Origin of the sequence: Mycobacterium simiae (assembly GCF_010727605.1) — a bacterium.
Lineage (GTDB): Bacteria > Actinomycetota > Actinomycetes > Mycobacteriales > Mycobacteriaceae > Mycobacterium > Mycobacterium simiae.
In genome coordinates this window covers 2,176,772-2,200,727 of record NZ_AP022568.1, presented here as the reverse complement: position 1 = coordinate 2,200,727, position 23,956 = coordinate 2,176,772, and the positions used below count along the sequence as shown (strand labels likewise).

The following is a 23,956-nucleotide window of genomic DNA, read 5'->3' as shown; positions in this document are numbered from 1 at the left end:
CGAAAACATGGAGGCGAAGTGACCACGCTAGTTCCGCGGTTCGTCGACACCGTCCTGGGCAAAATTCACGTCCAAGTCAGCGCGGGGACGGGGCCGGCGGTGCTGATGTGGCCCAGCCTGTTGATGACGGGCGACTTGTGGTCCGCCCAAGCCGACCGTTTCGGCGCCGACAACCGCTTGGTGCTTATCGATCCGCCCGGTCAAGGCAGCAGTGACCGACTCAACGGCATGTTCACCTTCACCGAGTGTGCGCGCTGCGTGGTCGACCTGATGGACGGCCTCGGCATCGAGAGGGCACACTTCGTCGGCAACTCCTGGGGCGGGATGATCGGCGCCACCTTCGCCGCCCTGCATCCGAACCGGCTCGACCGCGCCGTCTTCATGAATTGCACCGTGTCGAAGGTTGGCCTGGCGCAGCGGATGAAATTCGCCGGCATGCTGCAGCTGGCTCGCATGCTCGGCGGCGTCAAGCCACCGCTGACGCGGCAGGTAATCCGCAATTTCGTCGGTCCGACGACGCTTCGAACCCGGCCGGAGGTAGTCGAGGCGTTGCGCGCGAAAGTCGAAGCCGTCAATATGGATTCGGTCAGCTGGGCGGTGCGCAGCGTGGTTCCCGCCCGCCCCGATCAGCATGTGCTCTGCGCGGGGATTACTGCGCCGGTGCTCGTGGTGGCTGGCGCCGAAGACCCAACCTTTCCGGTGGCCGAAACGCGGGCCATGGCCGACTCCATTCCGGGTGCGTCGTTCACCGTGATTGACGGTGCCGCCCACCTGGTGGCGATGGAGGATCCGGCCCGGGTGAACGAACTGCTCGACCAGTTCCTGTTCGGCGGCACCAGCTGAGCCAGCACCGTGCGCCGTCTCAGATCTCGTGCTGGTTTAGCGGAAACGGACGCTGCGCGTGGTTAACGGGCGCGAGAGCGGGGTATCGGTCGGAGTGATTCAATTGCTGGCGCCCCTTCGGTGTCGGTGCGTGGGCCATGCCGAGGCGCGTCCGGGTTGCCCGGTCGGGCAAGACGCGAGGGACGTGAAATGCTGGGGCATCTCTACGATCGGGCGCTGGGTGGCGAGCGATGTTGGATTCGCCACGACGACGGTGAAATTCGGGCGCTGCCAACGCATCGTTGGCTCGGCGCCCGATGTCGTGCGGACGGCGAACCCGTCGACGCCCTTGACGAGGTGTTCGACGAAGCCGTCACCCAGATGTGCGACGGCCCGACCATCGAGCTGGGGTGTGGGCCGGGTCGGTTGGTCGCGCGCCTATTCGAGCGGGGGATCTTCGCGCTCGGCATCGACCGTTCGGCCACTGCCATCCGGTTGGCCGGCCGGGGTGGGGCACCGGCTTTGCTGTGCGACATCTTCGAGCCGCTGCCGGGCATGGGGCGGTGGCAGACGGTGCTGCTGGTCGACGGCAACGTCGGCCTCGGTGGGGACCCGCGGCGGATTCTTGCGCGGGCGGCGGAGTTGCTGCGGCGCGGTGGGCGCTGTGTCGCCGAGTTTGACGCCGACGCCATCGGAATCCGCACGCGCTGGGTTCGTTTGGAATCCGCCTACGACGTGGGACCGTGGTTCCGATGGGCATCGGTAGGGGTGGACAGCGCCGCGGACCTCGCGGCGCAGGTGGGTCTGACGTTGACGAGCGTCCGGATGATCGGCGACCGGGTGGTGGCCAGCTTGACCGCGTCCTGAGCAGCCTGCCGACGCTGTTTCGCAGCCCACTGCGCGGTCCGTGGTTGACGTCGGTGTTCGGCCTGGTCTTGCTTGTCGTATTGCCGATCATCACAATCACCGGCCTGCTGTCCTACATCGCCTATTCGCCGCAACTCGGTCAGGCAATTCCCGCCGACGTGGGGTGGCTGCGGCTGCCGCTGTTCACCTGGCCCACCCGCCCATCCTGGCTGTACCGGCTGACCCAGGGACTGCACGTGGGGCTGGGACTGGTCATCATCCCGGTGGTGCTGGCCAAGCTGTGGTCGGTGATTCCGCGGCTGTTCGTCTGGCCCCCGGCACGGTCGATCGCCCAGCTGCTGGAGCGGCTGTCGCTGACGATGCTCGTCGGCGGCGTCCTGTTCGAGATCATCACCGGCGTATTGAATATCCAGTACGACTACATCTTCGGCTTCAGCTTCTACACCGCGCACTACTTCGGCGCGTGGGTGTTCATCACTGGCTTCCTGATGCACATCGCGATCAAGCTGCCGCGCATGGTGACCGGGCTGCGGTCGCTGTCGCTGCGCGACGTGTTGCGGACCGGCCGCGCTGGTACCCGGCCCGAACCGCCGGACCCCGACGGTCTGGTGGCCATCAACCCGGCCGAACCCACGATGAGCCGCCGCGGCGCCCTGGGGTTGGTCGGCGGCGGGGTGTTGCTGCTTGCGGTGCTGACGGTTGGGCAGACGCTCGGCGGCGCCACCCGTGGCGCCGCGCTGCTGCTGCCGCGCGGCCGGGGCCGGGGTGACTTCCCGGTCAACAAGACCGCCGCGGCCGCCAACATCGACCCCGAAAGTGTCGGCGCGAGTTGGGCTTTGCGGTTGCGCGGCGGGCCGTCGGAGGTGGTGCTGGATCGAGCCAAGTTGGCCGCACTGCCGCAACACACCGCGCGGTTGCCGATCGCCTGCGTGGAAGGCTGGTCCACCGTGCAGACCTGGAGCGGTGTCCGGCTGGTCGATTTGGCCCGCGTCGCGGGCGTACCGGCACCGCGCTCGGCGCGGGTGATATCGCTGCAACGCGGTGGTGCGTTTGGGCTGGCGACGTTGCAGGCCAACCAGGTTGGCGATCCCGACGCGCTGCTGGCGATGCGGGTGAATGGTGCGGACTTGCCGTTGGACCACGGGTATCCGGCCCGCATCATCGTTCCCGCGCTGCCCGGTGTGCACAACACCAAATGGGTGGGCACCATCGAGTTCGAGGCGTGAGATGCAAAGGCGCGCATCACGTTTCACGCATATCTACGGATCGCATCCGCTGCATCTGCTGACCATGGCGTTCGGTTTCGCGCTGCTCGGTTACATTCTGGCCACCTTCGAGCCGGCAACGCTGTGGAACCCGGACAGCTGGTGGCAATCGATCGTGGTGTGGTTTGCCGCCGCCATCGTGGTCCACGACGTGCTGTTCTTCCCGCTCTACGCGCTGGCCGACCGGATGCTGGCCGTGCGGCTTCGGCGAACGCCGGGACGCGAACAGTCAACCACCCTCGCTCGCAACTACATTCGCGTACCGGCTCTGGGTGCCGGGCTGACCTTGCTGATTTTTCTACCCGGCATCATCGAGCAGGGTGCACCCACCTATCAGGCCGCAACCGGACAAACCCAGCAGCCCTTCCTGGGCCGCTGGCTGCTGCTCACCGCGGTGATGTTCGGTGTCAGCGCGCTGAGCTACGCGATCCGGCTCACCGCGGCACGTCGACGTCCCCCGCCAGCGAAGCGTAATGAGTAGGCAAGAGCGGCACATCCGGTGGTCCAGCAAACTGGTTTCCGCCATCTTCGCGACTTCGACGCAAACGTCAGTTTGTCTCGACAACGTGGGGGTACAGTCCCGTACATGACGGCATGGGTTCCGAGCATGACACCCTGTGTGAAGCGATTGCTGCGGGCCCGGCCCGCTGACTATGCGCTGGCATTAAGCGTCGTGGGGGCGTCGCTACCGGTGGTCGGTAAGCACCTCGAACCTTTGGGCGGCATGACCGCGATGGGTGTCTGGGGCGCGCGACACGCGCCGGAGGCGTTTTCCGCCCTGAAGCGGGATTGGCTGACGCCCGGCATCAACGACACACGCCGTCGGGATCGGGAAAGTACGCACGATGTCTCGGTCGCCGCCTTGCGCGGTCTCGTGTCGGCCGCGGATCTGGAACTCGATTGGCCGGCGGCCGACCGGACGCCGCCCATCTGGGAGGCGTTGCGGCAGCGCCGGTACCTGCACCGGCGGGCGGTCCACTACGGCGACCATCCCGCGCAGGTGCTGGATGTGTGGCGGCTCAAGGATCTGCCCGCCCAGCCCGCGCCGGTGCTGATCTTCGTGCCCGGCGGCGCCTGGGTGCACGGCCGCGCCATGATGCAGGGCACCGCGCTGATGTCGCGGCTGGCGGAGCAGGGTTGGGTGTGCCTGGCGATCGACTACCGAGTGGCGCCCTACCATCGCTGGCCCCGGCACATTACCGACGTCAAGACCGCGATCGCCTGGGCTCGCGCCAACGTCGACAAGTTCGGCGGCGACCGCAATTTCGTTGCGGTGGCGGGCTGTTCGGCGGGCGGGCACCTATCCGCGCTGGCGGGCCTGACACCCGACGACGCGGACTTCGCGCGCAAGTTGCCTGAGGGCGCCGACAGCTCCGCGGACGCGGTGGTCGGCATCTACGGCCGTTACGACTGGGAGGACCGCTCCACTGCGGAACGCGAGCGGTTTGTCGAATTCCTGGAGCGCGTGGTGGTCAAGAAGTCGATCGCGCGGCACCCCGCGCTGTATCGCGCGGCATCGCCGATCGCGCGCGTGCACCGCAACGCGCCACCCTTCCTGGTGATCCACGGCAGCAAAGACACCGTCATTCCCGTCGAGCAGGCGCGCAGCTTCGTCGAACGACTCCGCGCGGTCTCGCATTCGACTGTCGGCTACCTGGAATTGCCCGGGGCTGGCCACGGCTTTGACATGGTCGATGGCGAGCGCGCCGGCGTCGCGGCCCACGCCACTTCGCTGTTTCTCAACCAGGTGTATCGCACCAAAACGCAGATCCGGGCAAAAGAAGTTATCTAGCCACGCCCCTGAGTAAGGTCGCTGCTGAGGGGAAGGGGCCAGCGATGAAACGGCTCAGTGGCTGGGACTCGGTGCTGCTGTACAGCGAGACCCCGAACGTGCACATGCACACCATCAAGGTCGCCGTCGTCGAGATCGACCCCGAGCATCGCGATTTCAACATCGACTCGTTCCGTCAGGTGATCGGTGCCCGGCTCAACAAGCTCGAGCCTTTCACCTACCAGCTCGTCGACATTCCGTGGAAGTTCCATCACCCGATGTGGCGCGAGCATTGCGAGGTGGACCTCGACTACCACATTCGCCCGATGCGACTGCGCGAGCCGGGCGGGCGCCGCGAGCTCGACGACGCGATCGGGCAGATCGCCAGCACCCCACTGGATCGCAGCCGCCCGCTGTGGGAGATGTACTTCATCGAAGGGCTGGCCAATAACCGGGTCGCGGTGGTCGGCAAGATTCACCACGCGCTTGCCGACGGCGTCGCGTCGGCCAACCTGATGGCTCGCGGCATGGACCTGCTGCCGACTCCGGAAGGCGGCCCGCAGATCACCGATCCCGCGCCCACCAAGCCGCAGTTGCTGCGTTCGGCGTTCGCCGACCATCTGCGCCAGTTCGCGAAAGTGCCCGGGACCGTGCGCTACACCGCCCGCGGCATCAACCGGGTACGGCGCAGCTCCCGCAAGCTCTCGCCGGAGCTGACCATGCCATTCACCCCGCCGCCCACCTTCATCAATCACCGGATCACGCCGGAACGGCGGTTCGCGACGGCCAGCCTGGCGCTCGCCGACATCAAGGAGACCGGCAAGCGGTGCGGTGGCACCATCAATGACGTGGTGCTAGCGGTGGCCACCGGCGCGTTGCGCACCCTGCTACTGCGCTACGACGGCACGGCCGAACCGCTACTGGCGTCGGTCCCGGCGAGTTTTGACTTCTCCCCGGAACGGATATCGGGCAACTACTTCACGGGGCTGATGGTCGCCTTGCCGGCCGATCTCGACGATCCGCTGGAGCGGTTGCGCGCCTGCCACGACAACGCCGTCTCCGCCAAGGAAGCCTTCCACCTGGTCGGGCCGGAATTGATCAGTCGCTGGTCGGCCTACATGCCCCCGGCGGCCACCGAATCGTTCTTCCGGTGGGCGTCTAGCCGCGACGGCCAGAACAAGGTGCTTAACCTGCCGATCTCGAACGTTCCCGGGCCGCGCGAGCACGGTCGGGTGGGCAGCGCGCTGGTCACCGAGATCTATTCGGTAGGTCCGTTGACGGCCGGCAGCGGCCTCAACATCACGGTGTGGAGTTACGTCGATCAGCTCAACATTTCGGTGCTCACCGACGGCGCGACGGTTAAAGACCCGCACGAGGTCACCGAGGCCATGGTCGCAGACTTCATCGAATTACGAAGGGCTGCAGGGCTTTCCGAAAAGCTAACGGTCGTCGACGCCGCGATGGCACCGGCGTGAGCGGTCGCCGGGACGCCGCACCGCGGCCTTTGGGTAACGTGACTCTCTCCTGATGCCAATGCCATTTCCGCCAGCAGCTACCATCAGTCGGTAGCAGCCCCTGGCTTGCCCCCTGGTTTGCCACGACTACCGAGGAGATGTGCAGCGCCGTGAGCGGAAACGAAGAAGGCGACGAACCCGAGGTCATCGTCGAACAACGCGGCCGGATCCTGCTCATCACGATCAACCGGCCCAAAGCCAAGAACGCGGTCAATGCGGCGGTGGCCAACGGGCTGGCCGCGGCAGTGGACCAGCTCGACGGCGATCCCGGCTTGTCGGTCGGCATCCTGACCGGCGCGGGCGGTTCGTTCTGCGCGGGCATGGACCTCAAGGCGTTCGCACGCGGGGAACTGCCCATCGTCGAGGGCCGCGGCATGGGATTCACCGAGCGTCCACCGGACAAGCCGCTGATCGCGGCCGTCGAGGGTTACGCCCTGGCGGGCGGCACCGAGCTGGCGCTGGCTACCGACCTGATCGTGGCGTCGAAGGATTCCGCCTTCGGGATCCCCGAGGTCAAGCGCGGGCTGGTCGCCGGCGGCGGGGGACTGCTGCGGCTGCCGCAGCGCATTCCGTCGGCCATCGCGATGGAGCTGGCGCTGACCGGCGACAACCTGAGCGCCGAGCGCGCGCACGCGCTGGGGCTGGTGAACGTACTGGCCGAGCCGGGCGGTGCGCTGGACGCCGCGATCGCGCTGGCCGAAAAAATTGCCGCCAACGGGCCGCTGGCGGTGGCCGCGACCAAGCGGATCATCGTCGAGTCACGCGGCTGGAGTCCCGACACCATGTTCGCCGAGCAGAACAAGCTGCTCGGCCCGGTTTTCGCGTCGAACGACGCCAAGGAAGGCGCGATCGCATTCGCCGAGAAGCGTGCGCCGCAGTGGACCGGCACCTGAATCAGCTGTAATACACTATGTTCGTAGAGTTGGGATTTGGGCGCAAACGGGTTGGGATGCAGAGGGATCGAGTATGAGCATTTCGTTGCTTCTCGAGATGGCTGTATCGGCAAACCCCGATCGCACCGCCGTGGTGTCGGGCGACACCCGGTTGACGACGCAGGAACTCGGCGATCTGGCCGACGGCGGCGCGGGCGTCATCGCCGGATCGGGCGCCCAGCACGTGGCCTACGTCGGGGTCGGCGGCGCCATGCTGCCGGTGTTGATCTTCGCCGCGGCGCGCGCCGGGCTAGCGTTCACCCCGCTCAACTACCGGCTGTCCGCCGAGGGCATCCAGACCCTGATCGAGCGGCTGCCCGAACCCCTGGTCGTCGTCGATCCGCGATATCGGGAGATGCTCGGCGACTCCGTTGGCCGGGTGATGGTCGCCGACGACTTCCTGGCGGCGGCCCGCAGCGCCGAGCCCGCGACCGAGTTTCCCGACCCCGAGTCCGTCGCGATCGTGCTGTTCACCTCGGGCACCACATCGCAGCCCAAGGCGGTCGAACTCTCGCACAGCAATCTCACCAGCTATGTCACCGGAACCGTCGAATTCGATTCCGCGGCCGCCGAAGACGCCGCGTTGATCTGTGTGCCGCCGTATCACATCGCCGGTGTCGGTGCCGCGCTGTCGAACCTGTACGCCGGGCGCAAGATGGTCTACCTGCCCAACTTCGACGCCAACGAGTGGGTGCGGTTGATCAACGCCGAGCATGTCACCACCGCGACGCTGGTGCCCACCATGCTGGACCGGGTCGTCACGGTACTGGAAGCCGGCGGCCAGCAGCTGCCGTCGCTGCGCAACCTGGCCTACGGGGGGTCCAAGGTTGGCCTGCCCCTGGTGCGCCGGGCACTCGAGCTGTTGCCCGGGGTGGGCTTTGTCAACGCCTACGGCCTGACCGAGACGAGTTCGACAATCGCGGTGCTCACCCCCGAAGATCACCGTGCCGCGCTCGCGGCGTCGGAGCCCGCGGCCATCCGGCGGTTGGCGTCGGTGGGGCGCCCGGTGCCCGGCATCGAGATCGAGATTCGCGACGAGCAGGGCAACGCGTTGGGCCCCGGGGCGACCGGCGAGCTCTTCGTGCGCGGCGAGCAGGTCTCCGGCCGCTACACCGGGATCGGCTCGGTCCTTGACGAAAATGGTTGGTTCCCAACCAAAGACATCGCGATGCTGGACGACGAAGGCTACCTGTTCATCGGCGGGCGCAGTGACGACACCATCATCCGCGGCGGCGAGAACATCGCGCCCGCCGAACTGGAAGAAGTGCTGGTCGAGCATCCGCATGTGCGGGACGTCGCCGTGGTGGGGGTCGAAGACCCGCAGTGGGGCCAGGCGATCGTGGCCGTGGTGGTGCCCCGGCCCGGCGCTGAGCCCGACCCCGAAGAATTGCGCGCGCACGTCCGCAAGAGTCTGCGTGGCTCGCGTACCCCGGACCGCGTCGTGTTCCGCGACGAGCTGCCAACCACACCCACGGGCAAGGTGCTGCGCCGGGAAATCATCGAAGACCTAGCCGGGTTGCAGGCCGCCCCGGCCGAGCAGTGAGCAGAGGACGAGAAATCATGGTCAAGAACGGAACCCGCCTCGCCAGCCAGGTGTGTGACACCCAGGTCATCGTGGTCAGGAGCGCCGATAGTCTCGACGACCTGCGCTGCGGTGGGGTGCCGATGGTGCCGATCGGCGGGGCACGCTCGGGCGAGCTGGATCCGGCCTTCGCCGAGGGCACGGTGATGGGCAAGCGGTACGTCGATGACGCCGGCGCCGAGGTGCTGGTGACCAAGCCCGGGGCGGGAAGCCTGAGCATCGGCCAGACTCCGCTGACGCTCAAAGAGGTCAAGCCGCTGCCGGCCAGCGACTGAACCGGCTCGGCCTATGCGCTGTCGCTCCTGCCGGGGATGCCGTTGCGGGTGACGAATTCCCGCGCTTTGATCAGGAATTCGAGCTGCTCGCCGACTTGGCTGAGCGGCCGCACCGAACGGGTCGACCGGGACAGCACGATCGCGCCTTCTAGGGCGGAGATCGACATCACCGCCAGCGAGGCGGCATCGTCGTCGTCGAAGCCGTCCTTGACGAACGCCTGCGTCAAGGCCGTGCACCAGCGGCCGAGGATCGTGCCGGCCTCGGCGGTCAGGTCCTGGTCGGTTTCGTCGGCACTGATGGCCGCGGCGACCACCGGGCAGCCGGCGTGAAAGTCGCCGTCGGTCAGCAGGCGCTCCCACAGCTTGATGAACTCGCTGAGCAGTGCCCGGGCACCGCGGTCGGCGGCCTGGTCGACGGTGCCGGTGATGGAATCGCCGGAGTAGCGCAGCGCCTCGCGCAGAATCTGGTTGCGTCCGTCGGGGAAGTGGTAGTACACCGACCCCCGCGGGGCGCCGCTGCGCGAGAGCACCGCGTCGATGGTGACCCCGGCGGCGCCGCGCTCACGCATCACCTCAGCGGCACTGATCAGCATTTTCGTCCGGGTGCCGCCTCGCTTGGGCGGCGCGGCGCCGGGCGCCAGATCGCTTGTGGTCGGCACTGTCGTACCTCCTGGGGCTGAGCTCATGCAGCGTGCTGGTGCCGCGAGACCGGCCAGTGCATGTTACGCGGATTGAACCACAACGACCGGCGTTTCCGGTCGGGTACCTCGCGGGTGAACTGGTAGCCAGCGACGTTGAGCTCGATGATCCACATGGTTTGTCTCCCGGCCTAGTGCTGCACTCATGCGCCGGGGCCGGCGGCTCATGATTATGCTGAGAATCATATAAGACATGGATCTACCAAGCAACTTGTTAGGGCTACTAAACTCGAAGACCACGGAAAACATGTGACGGACGTCATTTACTCGTGGTGAGTTAAAGCTAAGTAGATCGTAAGGATTATGCTCTATTGCATAATACTGGCTTCTGGGTTTGACTGACGTGATGACACACACGTTTAACAGCGACGGCCCTCAGATCCTTCCCCACCTGGCCACCGTGTCCCTGGAACGCGACGGCCACGTTTTGCTGATCGGCCTGAACCGGGCGGCCAAACGCAACTCGTTCGACCGGGCGATGCTTGCCGATCTCTCCCGCGCCTACGCGCTGCTGGAATCCGACGAGTCGCTGCGCGCGGGCGTGCTGTTCGCCCATGGCGACCACTTCACCGCCGGGCTGGACCTGGTCGACGTCGCGCCGGCCATCGCCGCCGGCGAGTCGCCGCTGCCCGACGACGGCCGGGACCCGTGGCGGTTGGCCGGGACATGGACGACGCCGCTGGTCGCGGCCGCACACGGGTGGTGCATGACGCTAGGCATCGAGCTGCTGCTGGCCGCCGACATCCGGATCGCGGCCACGGGCACCCGCTTCACTCAGCTCGAGGTACGGCGCGGGATCTACCCGTTCGGCGGTGCGACGATCCGGCTTCCCCGCGAGGCCGGTTGGGGCAACGCCATGCGCTGGCTACTGACCGGCGACGAGTTCGATGCCGGCGAGGCGCACCGTATCGGGCTGGTCCAGGAGGTGGCCGACGACCCAGCCGCGGCATTGGCCCGAGCGCGCGACATCGCGCACACCATCGCCGAGCGTGCGGCCCCGCTGGGCGTGCGGGCCACGCTGGAGTCGGCGCATCTAGCGCGTACCCAGGGCGAGGCGGCCGCGATCGAGCGACTACGGCCCGTCATCACCGCACTGTTCGCCAGCCAGGACGCCAGCGAGGGTGTGCAGTCGTTCATCGAACGCCGCGACGCAAAGTTTTCCGGCCACTAGGTGTACTAGCCGCGCAGCGACCCCAGTTCTGCGGTCGCAGGCCGCCGAGTGCCCGGCCAGCCGGGCACTGGAAACCGAGAGTGCGGCCAGCCGGGCGTGGGCGTCAGTACACCTAGCCCTCGGTGGTGTAACCCATCGGCATCAGCACACTCTTTTGCTGCGTGAAGTGCTCGACCCCTTCGGGCCCGTTTTCCCGGCCGATGCCGGAGTTCTTGTACCCGCCGAACGGGCAGCACGGGTCGAACGCGTACCAGTTGATGGCGTAGGTCCCGGTACGGATCTTCTCCGCGATCTCGATGCCCTTCGGGACGTCGCTGGTCCACACGCTGCCGGCCAGGCCGTAGGCCGAGTCATTGGCGATCTTGATCGCATCCTCTTCGCTGTCGAAGGGGATGATGCTCAGCACCGGGCCGAAGATCTCCTCCTGGGCGATCGTCATCTTGTTGTCCACGTCGGCGAACACCGTGGGCTGCACGAAGAAGCCGTTGTCTAGGCCCTCGGGCCGGCCACCGCCGCACACCAGCCGCGCGCCCTCTTCGATGCCCTTGGCGATGTAGCCCTCGACGCGGGCGCGCTGCTTCTCCGAAATCAGCGAGCCGATCTGGGCGGCCGGGTCCGACGGCGGGCCGACCGGCAGCGCTTGCACGAATGCGCTGACCGCATCGACGACTTCGTCGTAGCGCGAGCGTGGCGCCAGGATGCGGGTCTGGCCAACGCAGGCCTGGCCGGTGTTCATGATTCCGGAGAACACCAGCATCGGGACGGCGGATGCGAGATCGACGTCCTCGAGGAGGATGGCCGCCGACTTGCCGCCCAGCTCCAGCGTGCACGGCTTGAGCATCTCCGCGGCACGGCGGCCGATCTCCTTGCCGACGGCCGAGCTGCCGGTGAACGTGAACATGTCGACGTCCGGGTTCGACGTCAGGGCCTGGCCGGTCTCGATACCGCCGGGCACCACCGACAGCACCCCCTCGGGCAGGCCGGCTTCGGCGAAGATGTCCGCCAAAGCGTTTGTGGTCAACGGGGTTTCGGCAGCGGGTTTGAGCACCACCGTGCAGCCCGCCAGCAGGGCGGGACCAAGCTTGTTGACGGCCAGGAACAGCGGCACATTCCACGCGACGATCGCACCCACCACGCCGATCGGCTCGCGGTAGACGATGGTCTGGCCGTACGAGCCGTTGCGGATCTCGCGCCACCTGACCTGGTCGACGGCCGGGCCGGCGAAGAAATTCATCGCGCCCATCGAACCCATCCAGTGCATGGTCTCGATGGTGGTCGGCGGCTGGCCGGTCTCCCCGGCGAGCAGCGCGCTGAGCAGTTCCTTGCGTTCCTCCATCAGCTTCACCGCGTTGGCGATGACCGCCGCGCGCTCCTTCGGCGGCGTCGACGGCCAGGGGCCGCTGTCGAACGCGGCACGGGCTGCGGCGACCGCGGCGTCGACGTCGGCCGCCGCGGCCAGCGGCGCCTTGCCGAAGTACTCGCCGGTGGCCGGACAATGCACCTCGATCACCTCGGAAGTCGAGGGCTCCGTCCATTTGCCGCCGATGAAAAGCTTGTCGTATTCGGTCTTGATGTCGGTCATGTTGCGCCGCTCCTCTTAGCCTTTCGGGTCGAGCTGCCCTGCTTATCGTCCGACGGGCATGGCGCCACCCTACCCAAGGTGGACCAAAACGAGAACATGTTTCATTCTCGGGGTGAAAGGACCAGCAGGAGATTGCTGACCAGGAACTCCCGCAACACTGGCACCGACGTCAGCCACCAGGCCCATCGCGGGTGGTAGCGCGGAAATGCGGCCACCAGCGCGCCGGTGTGCGCGGCCCAACTCAGTCCGTCCGCGGCCGACACCGCGAACAACGACGACCCGTAGTCGTTTTTGGCCCGGTGGCCATGTTTGCGGGCGTAGTAGGCGGCGGCGCGGGCGCCGCCCAGATAGTGCGTCAGGCCCATCTCGTGCCCGCCGAATGGACCCAGCCACACGGTGTAGGACAGCACCACCAACCCGCCCGGCTTGGTGACGCGCAGCATCTCGGCGCCGAGTTGCCAGGGCCGCGGCACGTGTTCGGCGACGTTGGACGACAGGCAGATGTCCACTGAGTCGTCGGCGAACGGCAGCGCCATGCCCGACGCGCGGACGAAGGTCTGCGTCGTCGCGGCCCGACCCGGTCCGGCGGCGTGCATCTCACCAGGGTCGGGTTCGACACCGAGGTAGCGGAGCCCGGCGTCGGCGAAGGCTGCCGCGAAATAGCCCGGTCCGCCCCCGACGTCGAGCACGGTCCGGCCGGTCGGCAGTTCGCCGCGGGCGGCCAACCACAGGTCGCCGACCATCGCCGCGGTATCGGCCGCCAGCGTGCGGTAAAAGCGGGCCGGGTCCGCCTGTTCATAGCGAAACTCCGACAACAGCCGCACCGAACGCGACAACGTCGCCCGGCGCGCAAACACGTCAGTGACCGCCACCGGCCACACCCTACGTCGGGCAACGGCTAGGCTGACGATGATGTCTGGTCTGCGCTCGGTACTGCTGTTGTGCTGGCGCGATACCGGCCATCCTCAGGGCGGCGGCAGCGAAACCTATTTGCAGCGCATCGGCGCGCAACTGGCCGCCTCGGGTGTCGCCGTCACCCTGCGTACGGCCCGCTATCCGGGCTCGCTGCGTCGAGAGCTCGTCGACGGCGTGCAGATCCACCGCGCGGGTGGGCGCTACTCGGTCTACGTGTGGGCGCTGCTGGCACTGGCTGCCGCGCGGCTGCGGCTCGGGCCGCTGCGCGCGGTGCGCCCCGACGTAGTGGTCGACGCGCAAAACGGCCTGCCGTTTTGCGCCCGCCTGCTGTTCGGCCGCCGCGTGGTGGTGCTGGTGCACCACTGCCACCGCGAGCAATGGCCGGTTGCCGGGCCGGTGCTCGGCCGGCTGGGCTGGTTCGTCGAGTCGTGGTTGTCGCCGCGGCTGCACCGGCGCAATCAGTACCTGACCGTGTCGCTGCCGTCGGCGCGCGACCTGGTCGCTCTGGGCGTGGACAACGACCGGATCGCGGTGGTGCGCAACGGGCTGGACGAAGCGCCGGCCGTTTCGTTGTCCGGTCCGTGTTCGTCGGTGCCGCGGGTGGTGGTGCTGTCGCGGCTGGTGCCGCACAAGCAGATCGAGGACGCCCTAGAAACGGTCGCCGAGCTGCGACCGCGGTTCGCCGGCCTGCACCTGGACATCGTCGGTGACGGTTGGTGGCGGCAGCGGCTCGTCGACTACGCGCGCAGCCTCGGTATTTGCGAAGCGGTGACGTTCCACGGCCATGTCGACGACGTGACCAAACATCAGCTGCTGCAACGCGCGTGGGTGCACGTGCTGCCCTCACGGAAAGAGGGCTGGGGGCTGGCCGTCGTCGAGGCCGCGCAGCATCGGGTGCCCACGATCGGCTACCGCTCCTCGGGTGGCCTGGCCGACTCGATCGTCGACGGGGTCACCGGAATCTTGGTTGACGACCGTGCCGAGCTGGTGGACCGCCTCGACGAATTGCTGCGCGAGCCGGTGCTGCGTGAGCAGCTCGGCGTCAAGGCACAGACCCGCAGCGGCGAGTTCTCCTGGACGCAAAGCGCCGAGTCGATGCGCACCGTGCTGGAATCCGTACGGGCCGGCGAATTCCTCAGCGGCATGGTCTGATTCGAACGCCCGGCGCCCCGCCTCGCGAAACTCAGTCCGCTGCGACGTCTGTCGGGGCGTTGTCGTCGCCCTGGTTTACGTGGCGCGGCGCACCGCTGTCGCTTGCCCTGCAGCCGCGACGCCGAACCCCGGCGACCAGCGCACCGCCCCCGCCCCCGATCAGTAGCGCCAGCCACGCCAGGTGCGCGATCACGACGGTGTGCCGCCGGGCCGGCGGCACGCCGGCGCCCACGCCGCCGACGCGATACAGCGTGAGGTGCTCGTCGCGGTAGACCGGCGTGAGCGTGCGCAGCGTGCGCGCCGCAGCTCCGAGGTCACCGGCCGTGTCCGCCTCGACGACCAGCCAGCCCACCCCGGCCGGGGCCAGCGCGGACGCGTCGACACCGGAGAGCAGCAGCTGCTGAATTGCCCGGGCGCGGTGGCCCTCCCCGGGCACCACCTGGCCCGAGATCGCCAAGTCGCCGGTGGACAGCACCTCGGCACGCACCCAGCGGGGCAGCGGATCGAGCACCGGGAACGGGCCCGACCACGCGAAGCGCCGCATCGAGCCGGCGGGCAAGACGGCGACCGGCGCGGGCGCGCTGTTGATCTGGGCTGCGACGGCGGCCCACCCGCTCGGGTAGTGCACCGCGGTGACCTTGCCGCCCACGCCCCAGGCCGCATCGGGCAGTACCGCAATCAGCGCCAGACAGCCGGCCAGCGCCGCGGCGACGTCGGCTGGAGCCGGCAGCCACCGGCGCACCGTCACGACCGCGCCCGCCGCGCCCAGCAGATACCCCGGCATCGCCAGCGCCACCCACTTTTGTCCGTCGCGCAGCACACCGAGGCCGGGCGCGGCGTCGACGACCGCGGCCAGCAAGTGCAGGCCGGAATCGGTGGCCAGAGCGGCCGGAAGCAGCACCGCGGCCACCGCCAGCGCCAGCAGTGGCAGGACGGCGCGGCGGCGAAGCACCGTCGGCAGCCCGGTCGCCACCACGCCCAGGAACACCAGCGTCGACACCGCGGCGAATAGCGTGGCCCGCGAACTGGGCACCGCTTCACTGTTCCAGATCCCGCCCAGGCCGGCCAGGCTGCCCAGCGTGCCCAGCCCGGGTTCGGCGCGCGGGGCGAATGCGACCACCCCAGCCGCCGATTCTGGGGCGGCCAACGACGGTCCGGTCGCCGCGGCCACCAGCCATGGCAGCGCGGCTAGCAACGCCGCGCCCAGTACCGCCGCGGCGCACAGCCACCGCGACCGGCCTGCGCCGGGGCCCACCGCGCAGGCCAGGCCCACGGTGGCGGCGAGCATCAGCCCGGTCGGCGTCAGGCCGGCCAGCGCGATCCAGAACGCCAAGGCGAACCACCCGGTGGATGCGGAGCGCAGCCCCAGCACCGCCGTCGCGACCCAGGGCAGACAGCCGTAGCCGACCAGCAGGCTCCAGTGCCCTTGCAAAAGCCGTTCGGCCACATAGGGATTCCAGATCGCCAGGGTGACCGCGACGAACTGACCCGATAGGCCCGCGCAGGGCAGGGCGGTCGCGACGAGCCGCGCCGCGCCCCAACCCGCCAGCCACAGACCAGCGACGAGCAGTGTCTTGACCACAACGCCGCCGTCGATCAGGTGCGAGGCCAGCGCCACCGCGAAATCCTGCGGCGTCGCCCTCGGCGGCGCCGTCAAGCCCAGAGCGGTGTCCGACAGATAGGAGCGTGGGGTGGACACCGCATCGCGCAACAGCACATACCCAGGGCGCAGCAGCGGTCCGGCCACCAGCAAGCTCAGCAGCAGCGCGTAGGCGGGGACCGACCACCACACCGCTCGGCGCTGTGGTGCGGTCACCGTCGGCCCGACCGGTGGCTAGTCCCGATCGGGTGGACTGGGTTCGGGCGGGCCCGGGTCGGGCTCGCCGGGTAGCGGGTCGGCCGCGGGCGGATCGTCGTGCGATTCCGAGCGCTGGGTGGGCAACTTCTCGGTTTCGGCCTCCGCGCCGGGCACCCGTTCCTCCAGCCCACTGCGGCCGAAGAACTCCTCGTCGCCGCGGTCCAGGCCGGGATCGGTCAGCGCGCTCTCGGTCCGCAGACTGAACGAGGCCAGCACGGCGCCACCGATCAAGGCGATCAGGCCGACCGCGGTGAAGGTGATCGGCAGCACCCGCGACCACAGCGCCAGCCGATCACGCTCGTCGCGGGCCGCGTTGACCTGAGATTCCACGGTGTCCTCGTTGGAGGTGACCTTGTAATCGGTCAGCGTCACCTCCGGCTTGAGGGGATCCCGGGCGTAGTAATGATTGGCGTGCTCGGTCTGCTTGACGATGGTGCCCGAGACGGGGTCGACCCAGAACGTCCGCTGCGCCGCGTAGTAGCGGGTCATGGTGATTTGCTCGGCCGGATCCCCGCCCTGCAGGCCCCACATCGCCGCGGACGCCGTGACCTTGCCGTCTTCGTCGCCGGCGTACAACGAGGGGTACTTCACCGGCGCCACCAGCTTGCCGTCGGCGCTATAGCCGATGTTCTGGGTGAACTTGTAGGCGGTCAGACCGTTGACGTCCTCTTCGGCGTCGTAGTTGACGTCGTACGTCTTCTGCGCGATCGGGTCGAAGTACGGATAAGTCTTCTTCTCGGTGTGAAACGGGAACCGGTACGACAGGCCGTCATGGCGCACCGGGATCGATGTGGGCGGGTTCTCGTCGTTCATGGTGCGCGGCTTCTGCACGGCGCCGCCGGTGTGGGTGTCGTCGGACACCGCCAGCGCGGTCTTGCGGTTGAGGGTGACGGTGTCGACGATCGCCAACAGCAGCCCGCTGTCCTTTTGCTTGTCCGTGCGCCGAAGCGTGCTGCCAACCTGCAGCGTGACGACGTCGGCGTTGGCCGGCGACTCGACGCTGACCTGCTGCTGGGATACCAGCGGCACATTCTGGTTGACGACAATATGGTCCCCGGACAGCGACGCCATGTCGATTGCGGTGCCGGTGCCATCGCTGACCAGCGTGGCGTCGATGTTCAGTGGGATCTTCGCGATCCGGCTGGTCGTGTAGGTCGACAACAGCAGCGCGGCGATCAGCAGGGCGGCCCCGAGTCCGATGATTCCGCATGCGGCGAACCGCAACATAACCGCTCGGTTCACGTTGCCGTGCCCTCCTAAGTGCTCGAGGCAAACCCGTTTGACCCTAACAGCACTACCCAGTTCGGCCGGCAACACAGCGCAGGCAGACTGGGATCGTGACCGATGGCCAGCAGGTGGGCGGAACCCGCAGCTTCCTCCCTGCCGTCGAGGGTATGCGTGCGTGCGCGGCCATGGGCGTCGTCGTCACGCATGTGGCCTTCCAGACCGGGCATTCCAGCGGCGTCGACGGCCGGGTCTTCGGGCGCTTCGACCTCGCGGTGGCGGTGTTTTTCGCGCTGTCCGGCTTTCTGCTGTGGCGAGGCCACGCCGGTTCCGCGCGGGGCCTGGCGCCGCCCCCGCCGACTGGTCACTACTTGCGGTCGCGGGTGGTGCGCATCATGCCGGCCTATCTGGTGGCGGTGGTCGTGATCCTCACCCTGCTGCCCGACGCGGATCACGCCAGCCCGACGGTGTGGCTGGCAAACCTGACGCTCACCCAAATCTACGTGCCGCTGACCCTGACCGGCGGCCTGACCCAGATGTGGAGCCTGTCGGTCGAGGTCACCTTTTATCTGGCGCTGCCGGTGCTGGCGCTGCTTGCTCGACAAGTGCCGGTGCGCGCGCGGGTACCGGTGATCGCGGCGCTGGCCGTGCTCAGCTGGGGTTGGGCCTGGCTGCCGTTGTTCACCGGGCAGTCGGCGTCCGGCAACCCGCTGAACTGGCCGCCGGCATTCTTCTCCTGGTTCGCCGCGGGCATGCTGCTCGCCGAGTGGGTGCACGCCCCGATCGGGCCGATCCATCGGCTGGCGCGGCGGCGGTGGCTGATGGCCGGCATCGTGCTGGTGGGCTTCGCGGTCGCGGCGTCCCCGCTGGCGGGGCCGGAGGGGCTGGCGCCCGGTACGGCGGCGCAGTTCGCGGTGAAGACGTCGATGGGCGCGCTGGTCGCGTTCGCGTTGGTTGCCCCGTTGGTGCTGGACCGCCCCGACACCGAGCACCGGATGTTGGGCAATGTCGTGCTGGTCACCCTGGGCCGCTGGTCCTATGGATTGTTCATCTGGCACCTGGCCGCGCTGGCCATGGTGTTCCCGGTCATCGGGACCTTCCCGTTCACCGGCAACATGCCTACGGTGCTGGTGCTGACGCTCATCTTCGGGTTCGCGATCGCGGCGGTGAGCTACGCCCTGGTCGAGGCGCCGTGCCGGCAAGCCTTGCGTCGGTGGGAAAAGCTCGAGAAGCCGGCCGACAGCGCTCGAGTGCTCGATGCGGAGGCCGACGCGATCGCGCCCTAACCGGTGCGGTCCATCCACTGCTCCAGCGCCTGCGCCGAGGGCAGGCCGATGGCTTGCTCGATCTTGGTGAACAGATCGGTTCCGTACTCGACGGTGGACTTGACGAAGTTTCCCAGCGCCGCGAGGTGGATGCCGTCGCTGAGCAGGTAGGCGCTCTCGCCGACCACGGTGACGCGGTTGGGTTGCGCGGTTTCGCGCACAAAGGCTTTGGGCCAGTGGGTGTCTCGGTTCCAGTCGTTGACCAATTCCATCAGCCGGGCACGCTCGCCGGCGTGGTAGTAGCCGGCCGGGCTGACGGTGATCTCCAGAATGTCGGGCCGCACACCGTTGATCCGCAGGCTGACGTGCAGCTTGCCGCCTTCGATGCTGGACAGCACCAGCAGAAACTCCTGCCCGTCGTCGCTGCAGAAGAACCGCAACCCGCGCGAGCGCAGATATTTTTCGATCAGCTCGGTGCTCAATGGCTCGATCTTCATGGCCCTCTCCAGGACTCCGGTCAGCAATCAACCCAATAGTGGTACGCGGGCCTTGGAGGATTCTTGGTGCCGCCGATCGGTGACGGTCAGCTCGCCTCCGCGGCCGGCAGCCGCTCGATGATCTTGGCCCGCACCGCCGAGCGCCTGGCCTTGCCGGCGTCGTCGCGCAGCGGCGTGTCGACGAACTCGATGAAGTCGGGGGTGGGTGGCACCTTGTATCCCGCGAGGTGCTCGCGCAGAAACTGCTGCACCCCCGCGGCGTCCAGGGTGCAGTGCCCGCTCGTCTGCACCAGGACGTAGGGCACCTGGCCCAGATCACCGTTGTTCGGGTCGGGAACGCCAACGACCAAGCAGGACAACACATCCGGATGCGCCGACAGCGCATTCTCGATCTCCGCGGGATAGACATTACGGCCCCCGACGGTGAACATGTCGACCCGTCGGTCCGACAGATACAGGAATCCGTCGTCATCGAAATAGCCGAGATCGCCCAGCGAATCCCACCCGTCGCGGGTTTTGGCGGCGGCGCCGACGTAGCGGTAGGTCGGCGCGCTGCCGGGGCTGGGCCGCATGTAGATCTCGCCGACCACGCCCGGTGGACACGGGTTACCGTCGTCGTCGAGCACCTTCATCTCACCGGTGACGACCACGCCCACCGAACCGCGGTGCGTCAGCCACTGATCGCCGGAGATGAACGTCAGTGCCTGTAATTCGGTGCCGCCGTAGAGTTCCCACACCTTCTCCGGTCCCAGCAGGTCGATCCAGGCCTGCTTGATGGCGGGCGGGCACGGCGCGGCCAGATGCCAGAACCGCCGGATCGACGACAGGTCATAGGCGTGCGGGTTGGCGTGGTAGACGGGCAGCGTCCGCTGCATGATCGTCGGCACCGTCGTCACGAACGTCACGTGGTGATCGGTGATCAGTTGCAGAAAGCGGTGCGGATCGAACCGGCTCATCAGCACCAGGTGGTGGCGCATCAGCAACGCGACCGTGGCGACGGTGAACCCGGTGTTGTGCGACAGCGGCACCGGCACCAAGGTGATGTCGCCCTCCTGAGCTCCCAACGGATAGCCGATGGCCGACGGTATCCGGCTATCACCGCCGGACTCGATCAGTTTGGGCCGCCCGGTGCTACCACCCGACCCCATCGCCTTCCACACCGGCGACACCGCCTCCGGCAACACGGCGTCGGACAGTGCCCGGTCGGGTATGAAACCGGTTGGCACGCTTGGCAATTCGGGATGATCGCGACCCACCAACAGGGTTGGCGGCCGTAACTGAAGCAGACTCGCCAACTCCGCGGCCGGTAACCGCGCGGACAGCGGCTGGGGTACGGCGCCAAGTTTCCAGCACGCCACGACGGCCTGGATCCACTCGATCGAGTTGGGCAACACCATCGTCACGTAGTCGCCGACGCCCACCCCGCGCTCGGCGTAGGCGCGGGCCAGCCGGTTGGTCGAAGCGTCCAGTTCGGCGCGGGTGAGGGTCAACCCGTCGCAGGTGACGGCAGGCTCGTCGGGAGCGCGAGCGGCCAGCGCCGAAATCTGCGTACCGATCGGCGGAACCGGCTCACCTTCGGCCATCTAGTAGGCGCCCGTTCGCTCGAAGATGCGCCGCGGATTGTCGACCAACATGGTGTGGAGCTGCTCGTCGGTGACGCCGCGCTCCTTAAGCGCCGGGATGACGTCGTTGTGGATATGCAGGTAGTGCCAGTTGGGCGCCAGCTGTGGCACCAGCTCTTCGGGCAGTGCGTCGAAGTAGCAGTTCGCGTCGTGGGACAGCACCATCTTGTCGGCGTGCCCACGCTCGCACATCTGCGCCACGATCTTGACCCGCTCCTCAAACGGCGAGATCACGTCGAGACCAAACCGGTCCATCCCGAGGTAGGAGCCGGCCGCGATCAGCTCCTCGAGGTAGCCGACGTCGGTGCTGTCGCCGGAATGCCCGATGACCACACGGGTCAGGTCGACACCTTCTTCGTCGAAGATCTTCTGCTGGTCCAGGCCGCGGCGTAGGCCCGCGTGAGTGTGCGTGGAGATCGGCACTCCGGTGCGTTTGTGCGCCTGCGCGACCGCGCGCAACACTCGCTCGACGCCGGGGGTGATACCCGGCTCGTCGGTAGCGCACTTGAGTATTCCGGCCTTGACGCCGGTGTCGGCGATGCCCTGCTCGATGTCGCGGACGAACATCTCGGTCATGATCTCCGGGCCGTCGAGCATGCCGCCGGGGCCCTCGTAGTGGAACCGGAACGGCACGTCGTTGTAGGTGTAAATCCCGGTCGCCACAACGATATTCAGCTCGGTGGCGGCCGCGACGCGCGCGATGCGCGGAATGTAGCGGCCCAGGCCGATCACGGTGAGGTCGACGATGGTGTCCACGCCGCGGGCCTTCAGCTCATTGAGCCGCGCGATCGCATCGGCGACCCGTTTTTCTTCGTCGCCCCAAGCCTCGGGGTAATTCTGGGCGATCTCAGTGGTCATGATGAACACGTGCTCGTGCATCAGGGTCACGCCGAGGTCGGCCGTGTCGATAGCACCGCGCGCAGTATTGAGTTCGGACACGTCGCTGATGCTAGGCGCGGGCGGTGGTGCTCCAACAGGGGCAATTACCACGACAATGCAAATTTTCCAGCAATCCCCGCATGACGCCCAGACGCCGGGATTAGTGGCGTACCGTCGGCCGCGACCGGTTCGCCGCCCGATTCTTCTCCCGGAGATACCGCCATGTTGCTCAATCCGAATCGTTTGCAACGCCGCTACCCCGACCGCCGCTCGGCGGAGATCATGGCCGCCACCGTGGACTTCTTCGAGTCCCGCGGCAAGGCGCGACTAAAGGCCGACGATCACGAGCGCCGGTGGTACTCCGAATTCCTGGACCACATCGGCCGGGAACACATCTTCGCGTCCCTGCTCACGCCGTCGGAATACGGCACCTCGGCCGACTTGGCCTGCCGCTGGGACACCTACCGGATCAGTGAGTTCGCCGAGATCGTGGGCTTCTACGGGCTGAACTATTGGTATCCATTCCAAGTCACCGCCCTCGGCCTAGGGCCGATCTGGATGAGCGCCAACGAGGACGCCAAGCGCAAGGCCGCCGCGCAGCTTCAGGCCGGTGAGGTGTTCGGCTTCGGGCTGTCCGAGCAGTCCCACGGCGCGGACGTCTATCAGACCGACATGGTGCTGCGGCCCGACGGTCACGGTGGTTGGACGGCCAACGGCGAGAAGTACTACATCGGCAACGCTAATGTCGCGCGGATGGTGTCGACCTTCGGCAAAATCGCCGGGTCGTCGCCGAAGGACGACGAATACGTCTTCTTCGTCGCGGACTCCCAGCACGATCGCTACGAGCTGATCAAGAACGTGGTGAACTCGCAGAACTTCGTCGCCAACTATGCGCTGCGCGACTATCCGGTCGCCGAATCCGATCTGTTGCACCGCGGCCCGGACGCTTTCCATGCCGCGCTCAACACGGTCAACGTGTGCAAGTACAACCTCGGCTGGGGGGCAGTCGGCATGTGCACCCACGCCATGTACGAGGCGATCACCCACGCGTCCAACCGACATCTATACGGAACGGTCGTCACCGACTTCAGCCACGTGCGCAGGCTGCTCACCGACGCCTACGTGCGGTTGATCGCGATGAAGCTGGTCGCCACCCGGGCCTGCGACTACATGCGCAGCGCGTCGGCCAACGATCGCCGCTATCTGCTGTACAGCCCGCTGACCAAGGCGAAGATCACCAGCGAAGGCGAGCGGGTGATCACCGCACTGTGGGACGTGATCGCCGCGAAGGGTGTCGAGAAGGACACCATCTTCGAGGCCATGGCCCGCGAAATCGGTTTGCTGCCAAGGCTTGAGGGCACCGTGCACATCAACATCGGGTTGCTGGCCAAGTTCATGCCCAACTACCTGTTTGCGCCGAATGCCGACTTGCCGGTGATCGGTCGTCGTGACGACGCGGCCGACGACGCGTTCCTGTTCCGGCAGGGCCCGACGGGGGGATTGGGCAAGGTGCACTTCCACGATTGGCGCGCGCCGTTCGACGGCCATGCCCATCTGCCCAACGTGGCGCTGCTGCGCGATCAGATCGACGTGCTGGCCGACATGCTGGCGAGCGCCACGCCGGATCCCGCGCAGCAGAAGGACATTGACTTCGCATTTGGGGTGGGACAGTTGTTCGCCACGGTGCCCTACGCTCAGCTGATCTTGGAAGAGGCCCCGCTATCCGGGTTGGACCAGGGGGGAGCCGAGGCGCTGATCGACGAGATCTTCGCCGTGCTGGTCCGCGACTTCAACAGCTACGCCGTCGCGCTCGGCGACAAGTCCGCCACCACCGAGGCGCAGGCACGCTTCGCGATGCGGATGATCCGTCGTCCCGTGTTCGACCAGGCGCGCTACGACCAGGTCTGGAAGGAACACATCCAGCCGCTCAACGGCGCCTACCAGATGCGGCCGTAGGCCTCGATGCCGCGCTGTCCCGGCGCGGCATCGAACAGCCGGATGACCTGTGCGATCTCCTCAGTTCTGCCGACGACGGGCCAGCGGTCAAGCACCCACAAATGTTAGC

The 23,956-nt window shown here is 67.5% G+C and carries 22 protein-coding genes; 13 read left to right on the top strand and 9 right to left on the bottom strand.

All coding sequences use genetic code 11. The features are described 5' to 3' along the window. Positions 1 to 105: 105 nt before the first annotated feature. The 9 genes from G6N33_RS10220 (at position 106) to G6N33_RS10180 (ending at position 9,028) form a co-directional block, all read left to right on the top strand. Positions 106 to 843, top strand: a complete 738-nt coding sequence (locus tag G6N33_RS10220; protein WP_044512721.1) for an alpha/beta fold hydrolase — start codon at positions 106 to 108, stop codon at positions 841 to 843. Positions 844 to 1,032: 189 nt separating this feature from the next. Next, positions 1,033 to 1,689, top strand: coding sequence for a methyltransferase domain-containing protein (locus tag G6N33_RS10215; RefSeq protein ID WP_044512723.1), 657 nt, complete (start codon positions 1,033 to 1,035; stop codon positions 1,687 to 1,689). After that, complete coding sequence (locus tag G6N33_RS10210) at positions 1,686 to 2,915, top strand: molybdopterin-dependent oxidoreductase (RefSeq protein ID WP_044512725.1); 1,230 nt, start codon at positions 1,686 to 1,688, stop codon at positions 2,913 to 2,915. The genes G6N33_RS10215 and G6N33_RS10210 overlap by 4 nt, the downstream gene beginning before the upstream one ends. 1 nt (position 2,916) lies before the next feature. Beyond that, positions 2,917 to 3,435, top strand: coding sequence for a hypothetical protein (locus tag G6N33_RS10205; RefSeq protein ID WP_044509437.1), 519 nt, complete (start codon positions 2,917 to 2,919; stop codon positions 3,433 to 3,435). Positions 3,436 to 3,540: 105 nt separating this feature from the next. Then, positions 3,541 to 4,746: an alpha/beta hydrolase gene (locus G6N33_RS10200; protein ID WP_044509438.1), complete on the top strand. Its 1,206-nt coding sequence runs from the start codon at positions 3,541 to 3,543 to the stop codon at positions 4,744 to 4,746. Positions 4,747 to 4,790: 44 nt separating this feature from the next. Beyond that, entirely contained in the window at positions 4,791 to 6,200 is a 1,410-nt protein-coding gene (locus G6N33_RS10195) for a WS/DGAT/MGAT family O-acyltransferase (RefSeq protein WP_044509439.1), read from the top strand. Between the two features lie 149 nt (positions 6,201 to 6,349). Further along, the gene (locus G6N33_RS10190) at positions 6,350 to 7,132 is read left to right on the top strand and encodes a crotonase/enoyl-CoA hydratase family protein (protein WP_408632774.1); all 783 of its coding nucleotides are present in this window, start codon (positions 6,350 to 6,352) and stop codon (positions 7,130 to 7,132) included. 73 nt (positions 7,133 to 7,205) lie between these two features. Continuing rightward, positions 7,206 to 8,714 carry a class I adenylate-forming enzyme family protein gene (locus tag G6N33_RS10185; RefSeq protein ID WP_044509441.1) on the top strand — a complete coding sequence of 503 codons (1,509 nt, stop codon included), beginning with the start codon at positions 7,206 to 7,208 and terminating at the stop codon, positions 8,712 to 8,714. A gap of 17 nt (positions 8,715 to 8,731) precedes the next feature. Continuing rightward, positions 8,732 to 9,028: a hypothetical protein gene (locus G6N33_RS10180; RefSeq protein WP_044509442.1), complete on the top strand. Its 297-nt coding sequence runs from the start codon at positions 8,732 to 8,734 to the stop codon at positions 9,026 to 9,028. A gap of 11 nt (positions 9,029 to 9,039) precedes the next feature. Here G6N33_RS10180 and G6N33_RS10175 read toward each other — a convergent pair whose 3' ends face one another. Further along, positions 9,040 to 9,714: a TetR/AcrR family transcriptional regulator gene (locus G6N33_RS10175; protein ID WP_179962680.1), complete on the bottom strand. Its 675-nt coding sequence runs from the start codon at positions 9,712 to 9,714 to the stop codon at positions 9,040 to 9,042. Continuing rightward, positions 9,711 to 9,842, bottom strand: coding sequence for a hypothetical protein (locus G6N33_RS27735; protein WP_269473952.1), 132 nt, complete (start codon positions 9,840 to 9,842; stop codon positions 9,711 to 9,713). Before G6N33_RS27735 ends, G6N33_RS10175 begins: the two co-directional genes overlap by 4 nt. Before the next feature lie 230 nt (positions 9,843 to 10,072). Between G6N33_RS27735 and G6N33_RS10170 the strand changes: the two genes are divergently transcribed. Further along, positions 10,073 to 10,897, top strand: coding sequence for a crotonase/enoyl-CoA hydratase family protein (locus G6N33_RS10170; protein WP_044509443.1), 825 nt, complete (start codon positions 10,073 to 10,075; stop codon positions 10,895 to 10,897). A gap of 112 nt (positions 10,898 to 11,009) precedes the next feature. On the opposite strand, the gene G6N33_RS10165 is transcribed toward G6N33_RS10170, so the two are convergent. Both G6N33_RS10165 and G6N33_RS10160 read right to left on the bottom strand, forming a co-directional pair. Then, positions 11,010 to 12,479 (bottom strand): aldehyde dehydrogenase, encoded by a 1,470-nt coding sequence (locus G6N33_RS10165; RefSeq protein ID WP_044509444.1) that lies wholly within the window; start codon positions 12,477 to 12,479, stop codon positions 11,010 to 11,012. A gap of 101 nt (positions 12,480 to 12,580) precedes the next feature. Continuing rightward, entirely contained in the window at positions 12,581 to 13,351 is a 771-nt protein-coding gene (locus G6N33_RS10160; protein ID WP_101528460.1) for a class I SAM-dependent methyltransferase, read from the bottom strand. A gap of 40 nt (positions 13,352 to 13,391) precedes the next feature. Between G6N33_RS10160 and G6N33_RS10155 the strand changes: the two genes are divergently transcribed. After that, positions 13,392 to 14,546: a glycosyltransferase family 4 protein gene (locus tag G6N33_RS10155; protein ID WP_044512733.1), complete on the top strand. Its 1,155-nt coding sequence runs from the start codon at positions 13,392 to 13,394 to the stop codon at positions 14,544 to 14,546. A gap of 31 nt (positions 14,547 to 14,577) precedes the next feature. On the opposite strand, the gene G6N33_RS10150 is transcribed toward G6N33_RS10155, so the two are convergent. Together G6N33_RS10150 and G6N33_RS10145 are read right to left on the bottom strand one after the other, a co-directional pair. Continuing rightward, a complete protein-coding gene (locus tag G6N33_RS10150; protein ID WP_232069476.1) occupies positions 14,578 to 16,338 on the bottom strand; it encodes a hypothetical protein in 1,761 nt (586 codons plus the stop codon). 42 nt (positions 16,339 to 16,380) lie between these two features. Next, positions 16,381 to 17,646 (bottom strand): DUF3068 domain-containing protein, encoded by a 1,266-nt coding sequence (locus G6N33_RS10145; protein WP_163771505.1) that lies wholly within the window; start codon positions 17,644 to 17,646, stop codon positions 16,381 to 16,383. Between the two features lie 152 nt (positions 17,647 to 17,798). On the opposite strand from G6N33_RS10145, the gene G6N33_RS10140 reads away from it, so the two are divergent. Further along, positions 17,799 to 18,914, top strand: coding sequence for an acyltransferase family protein (locus tag G6N33_RS10140; RefSeq protein ID WP_081662378.1), 1,116 nt, complete (start codon positions 17,799 to 17,801; stop codon positions 18,912 to 18,914). On the opposite strand, the gene G6N33_RS10135 is transcribed toward G6N33_RS10140, so the two are convergent. The 3 genes from G6N33_RS10135 to G6N33_RS10125 all read right to left on the bottom strand — a co-directional run bounded on the left by G6N33_RS10135 (position 18,911) and on the right by G6N33_RS10125 (position 21,951). Then, positions 18,911 to 19,390: a type III secretion system chaperone family protein gene (locus G6N33_RS10135; RefSeq protein ID WP_044509447.1), complete on the bottom strand. Its 480-nt coding sequence runs from the start codon at positions 19,388 to 19,390 to the stop codon at positions 18,911 to 18,913. The genes G6N33_RS10140 and G6N33_RS10135 overlap by 4 nt on opposite strands. A gap of 86 nt (positions 19,391 to 19,476) precedes the next feature. Beyond that, positions 19,477 to 20,973: an AMP-binding protein gene (locus tag G6N33_RS10130; protein ID WP_044509448.1), complete on the bottom strand. Its 1,497-nt coding sequence runs from the start codon at positions 20,971 to 20,973 to the stop codon at positions 19,477 to 19,479. Next, positions 20,974 to 21,951, bottom strand: a complete 978-nt coding sequence (locus G6N33_RS10125) for a phosphotriesterase family protein (RefSeq protein WP_044509449.1) — start codon at positions 21,949 to 21,951, stop codon at positions 20,974 to 20,976. A 162-nt stretch (positions 21,952 to 22,113) separates the two neighbouring features. Between G6N33_RS10125 and G6N33_RS10120 the strand changes: the two genes are divergently transcribed. Next, a complete protein-coding gene (locus G6N33_RS10120; protein ID WP_044509450.1) occupies positions 22,114 to 23,847 on the top strand; it encodes an acyl-CoA dehydrogenase in 1,734 nt (577 codons plus the stop codon). Positions 23,848 to 23,956: the final 109 nt, after the last annotated feature.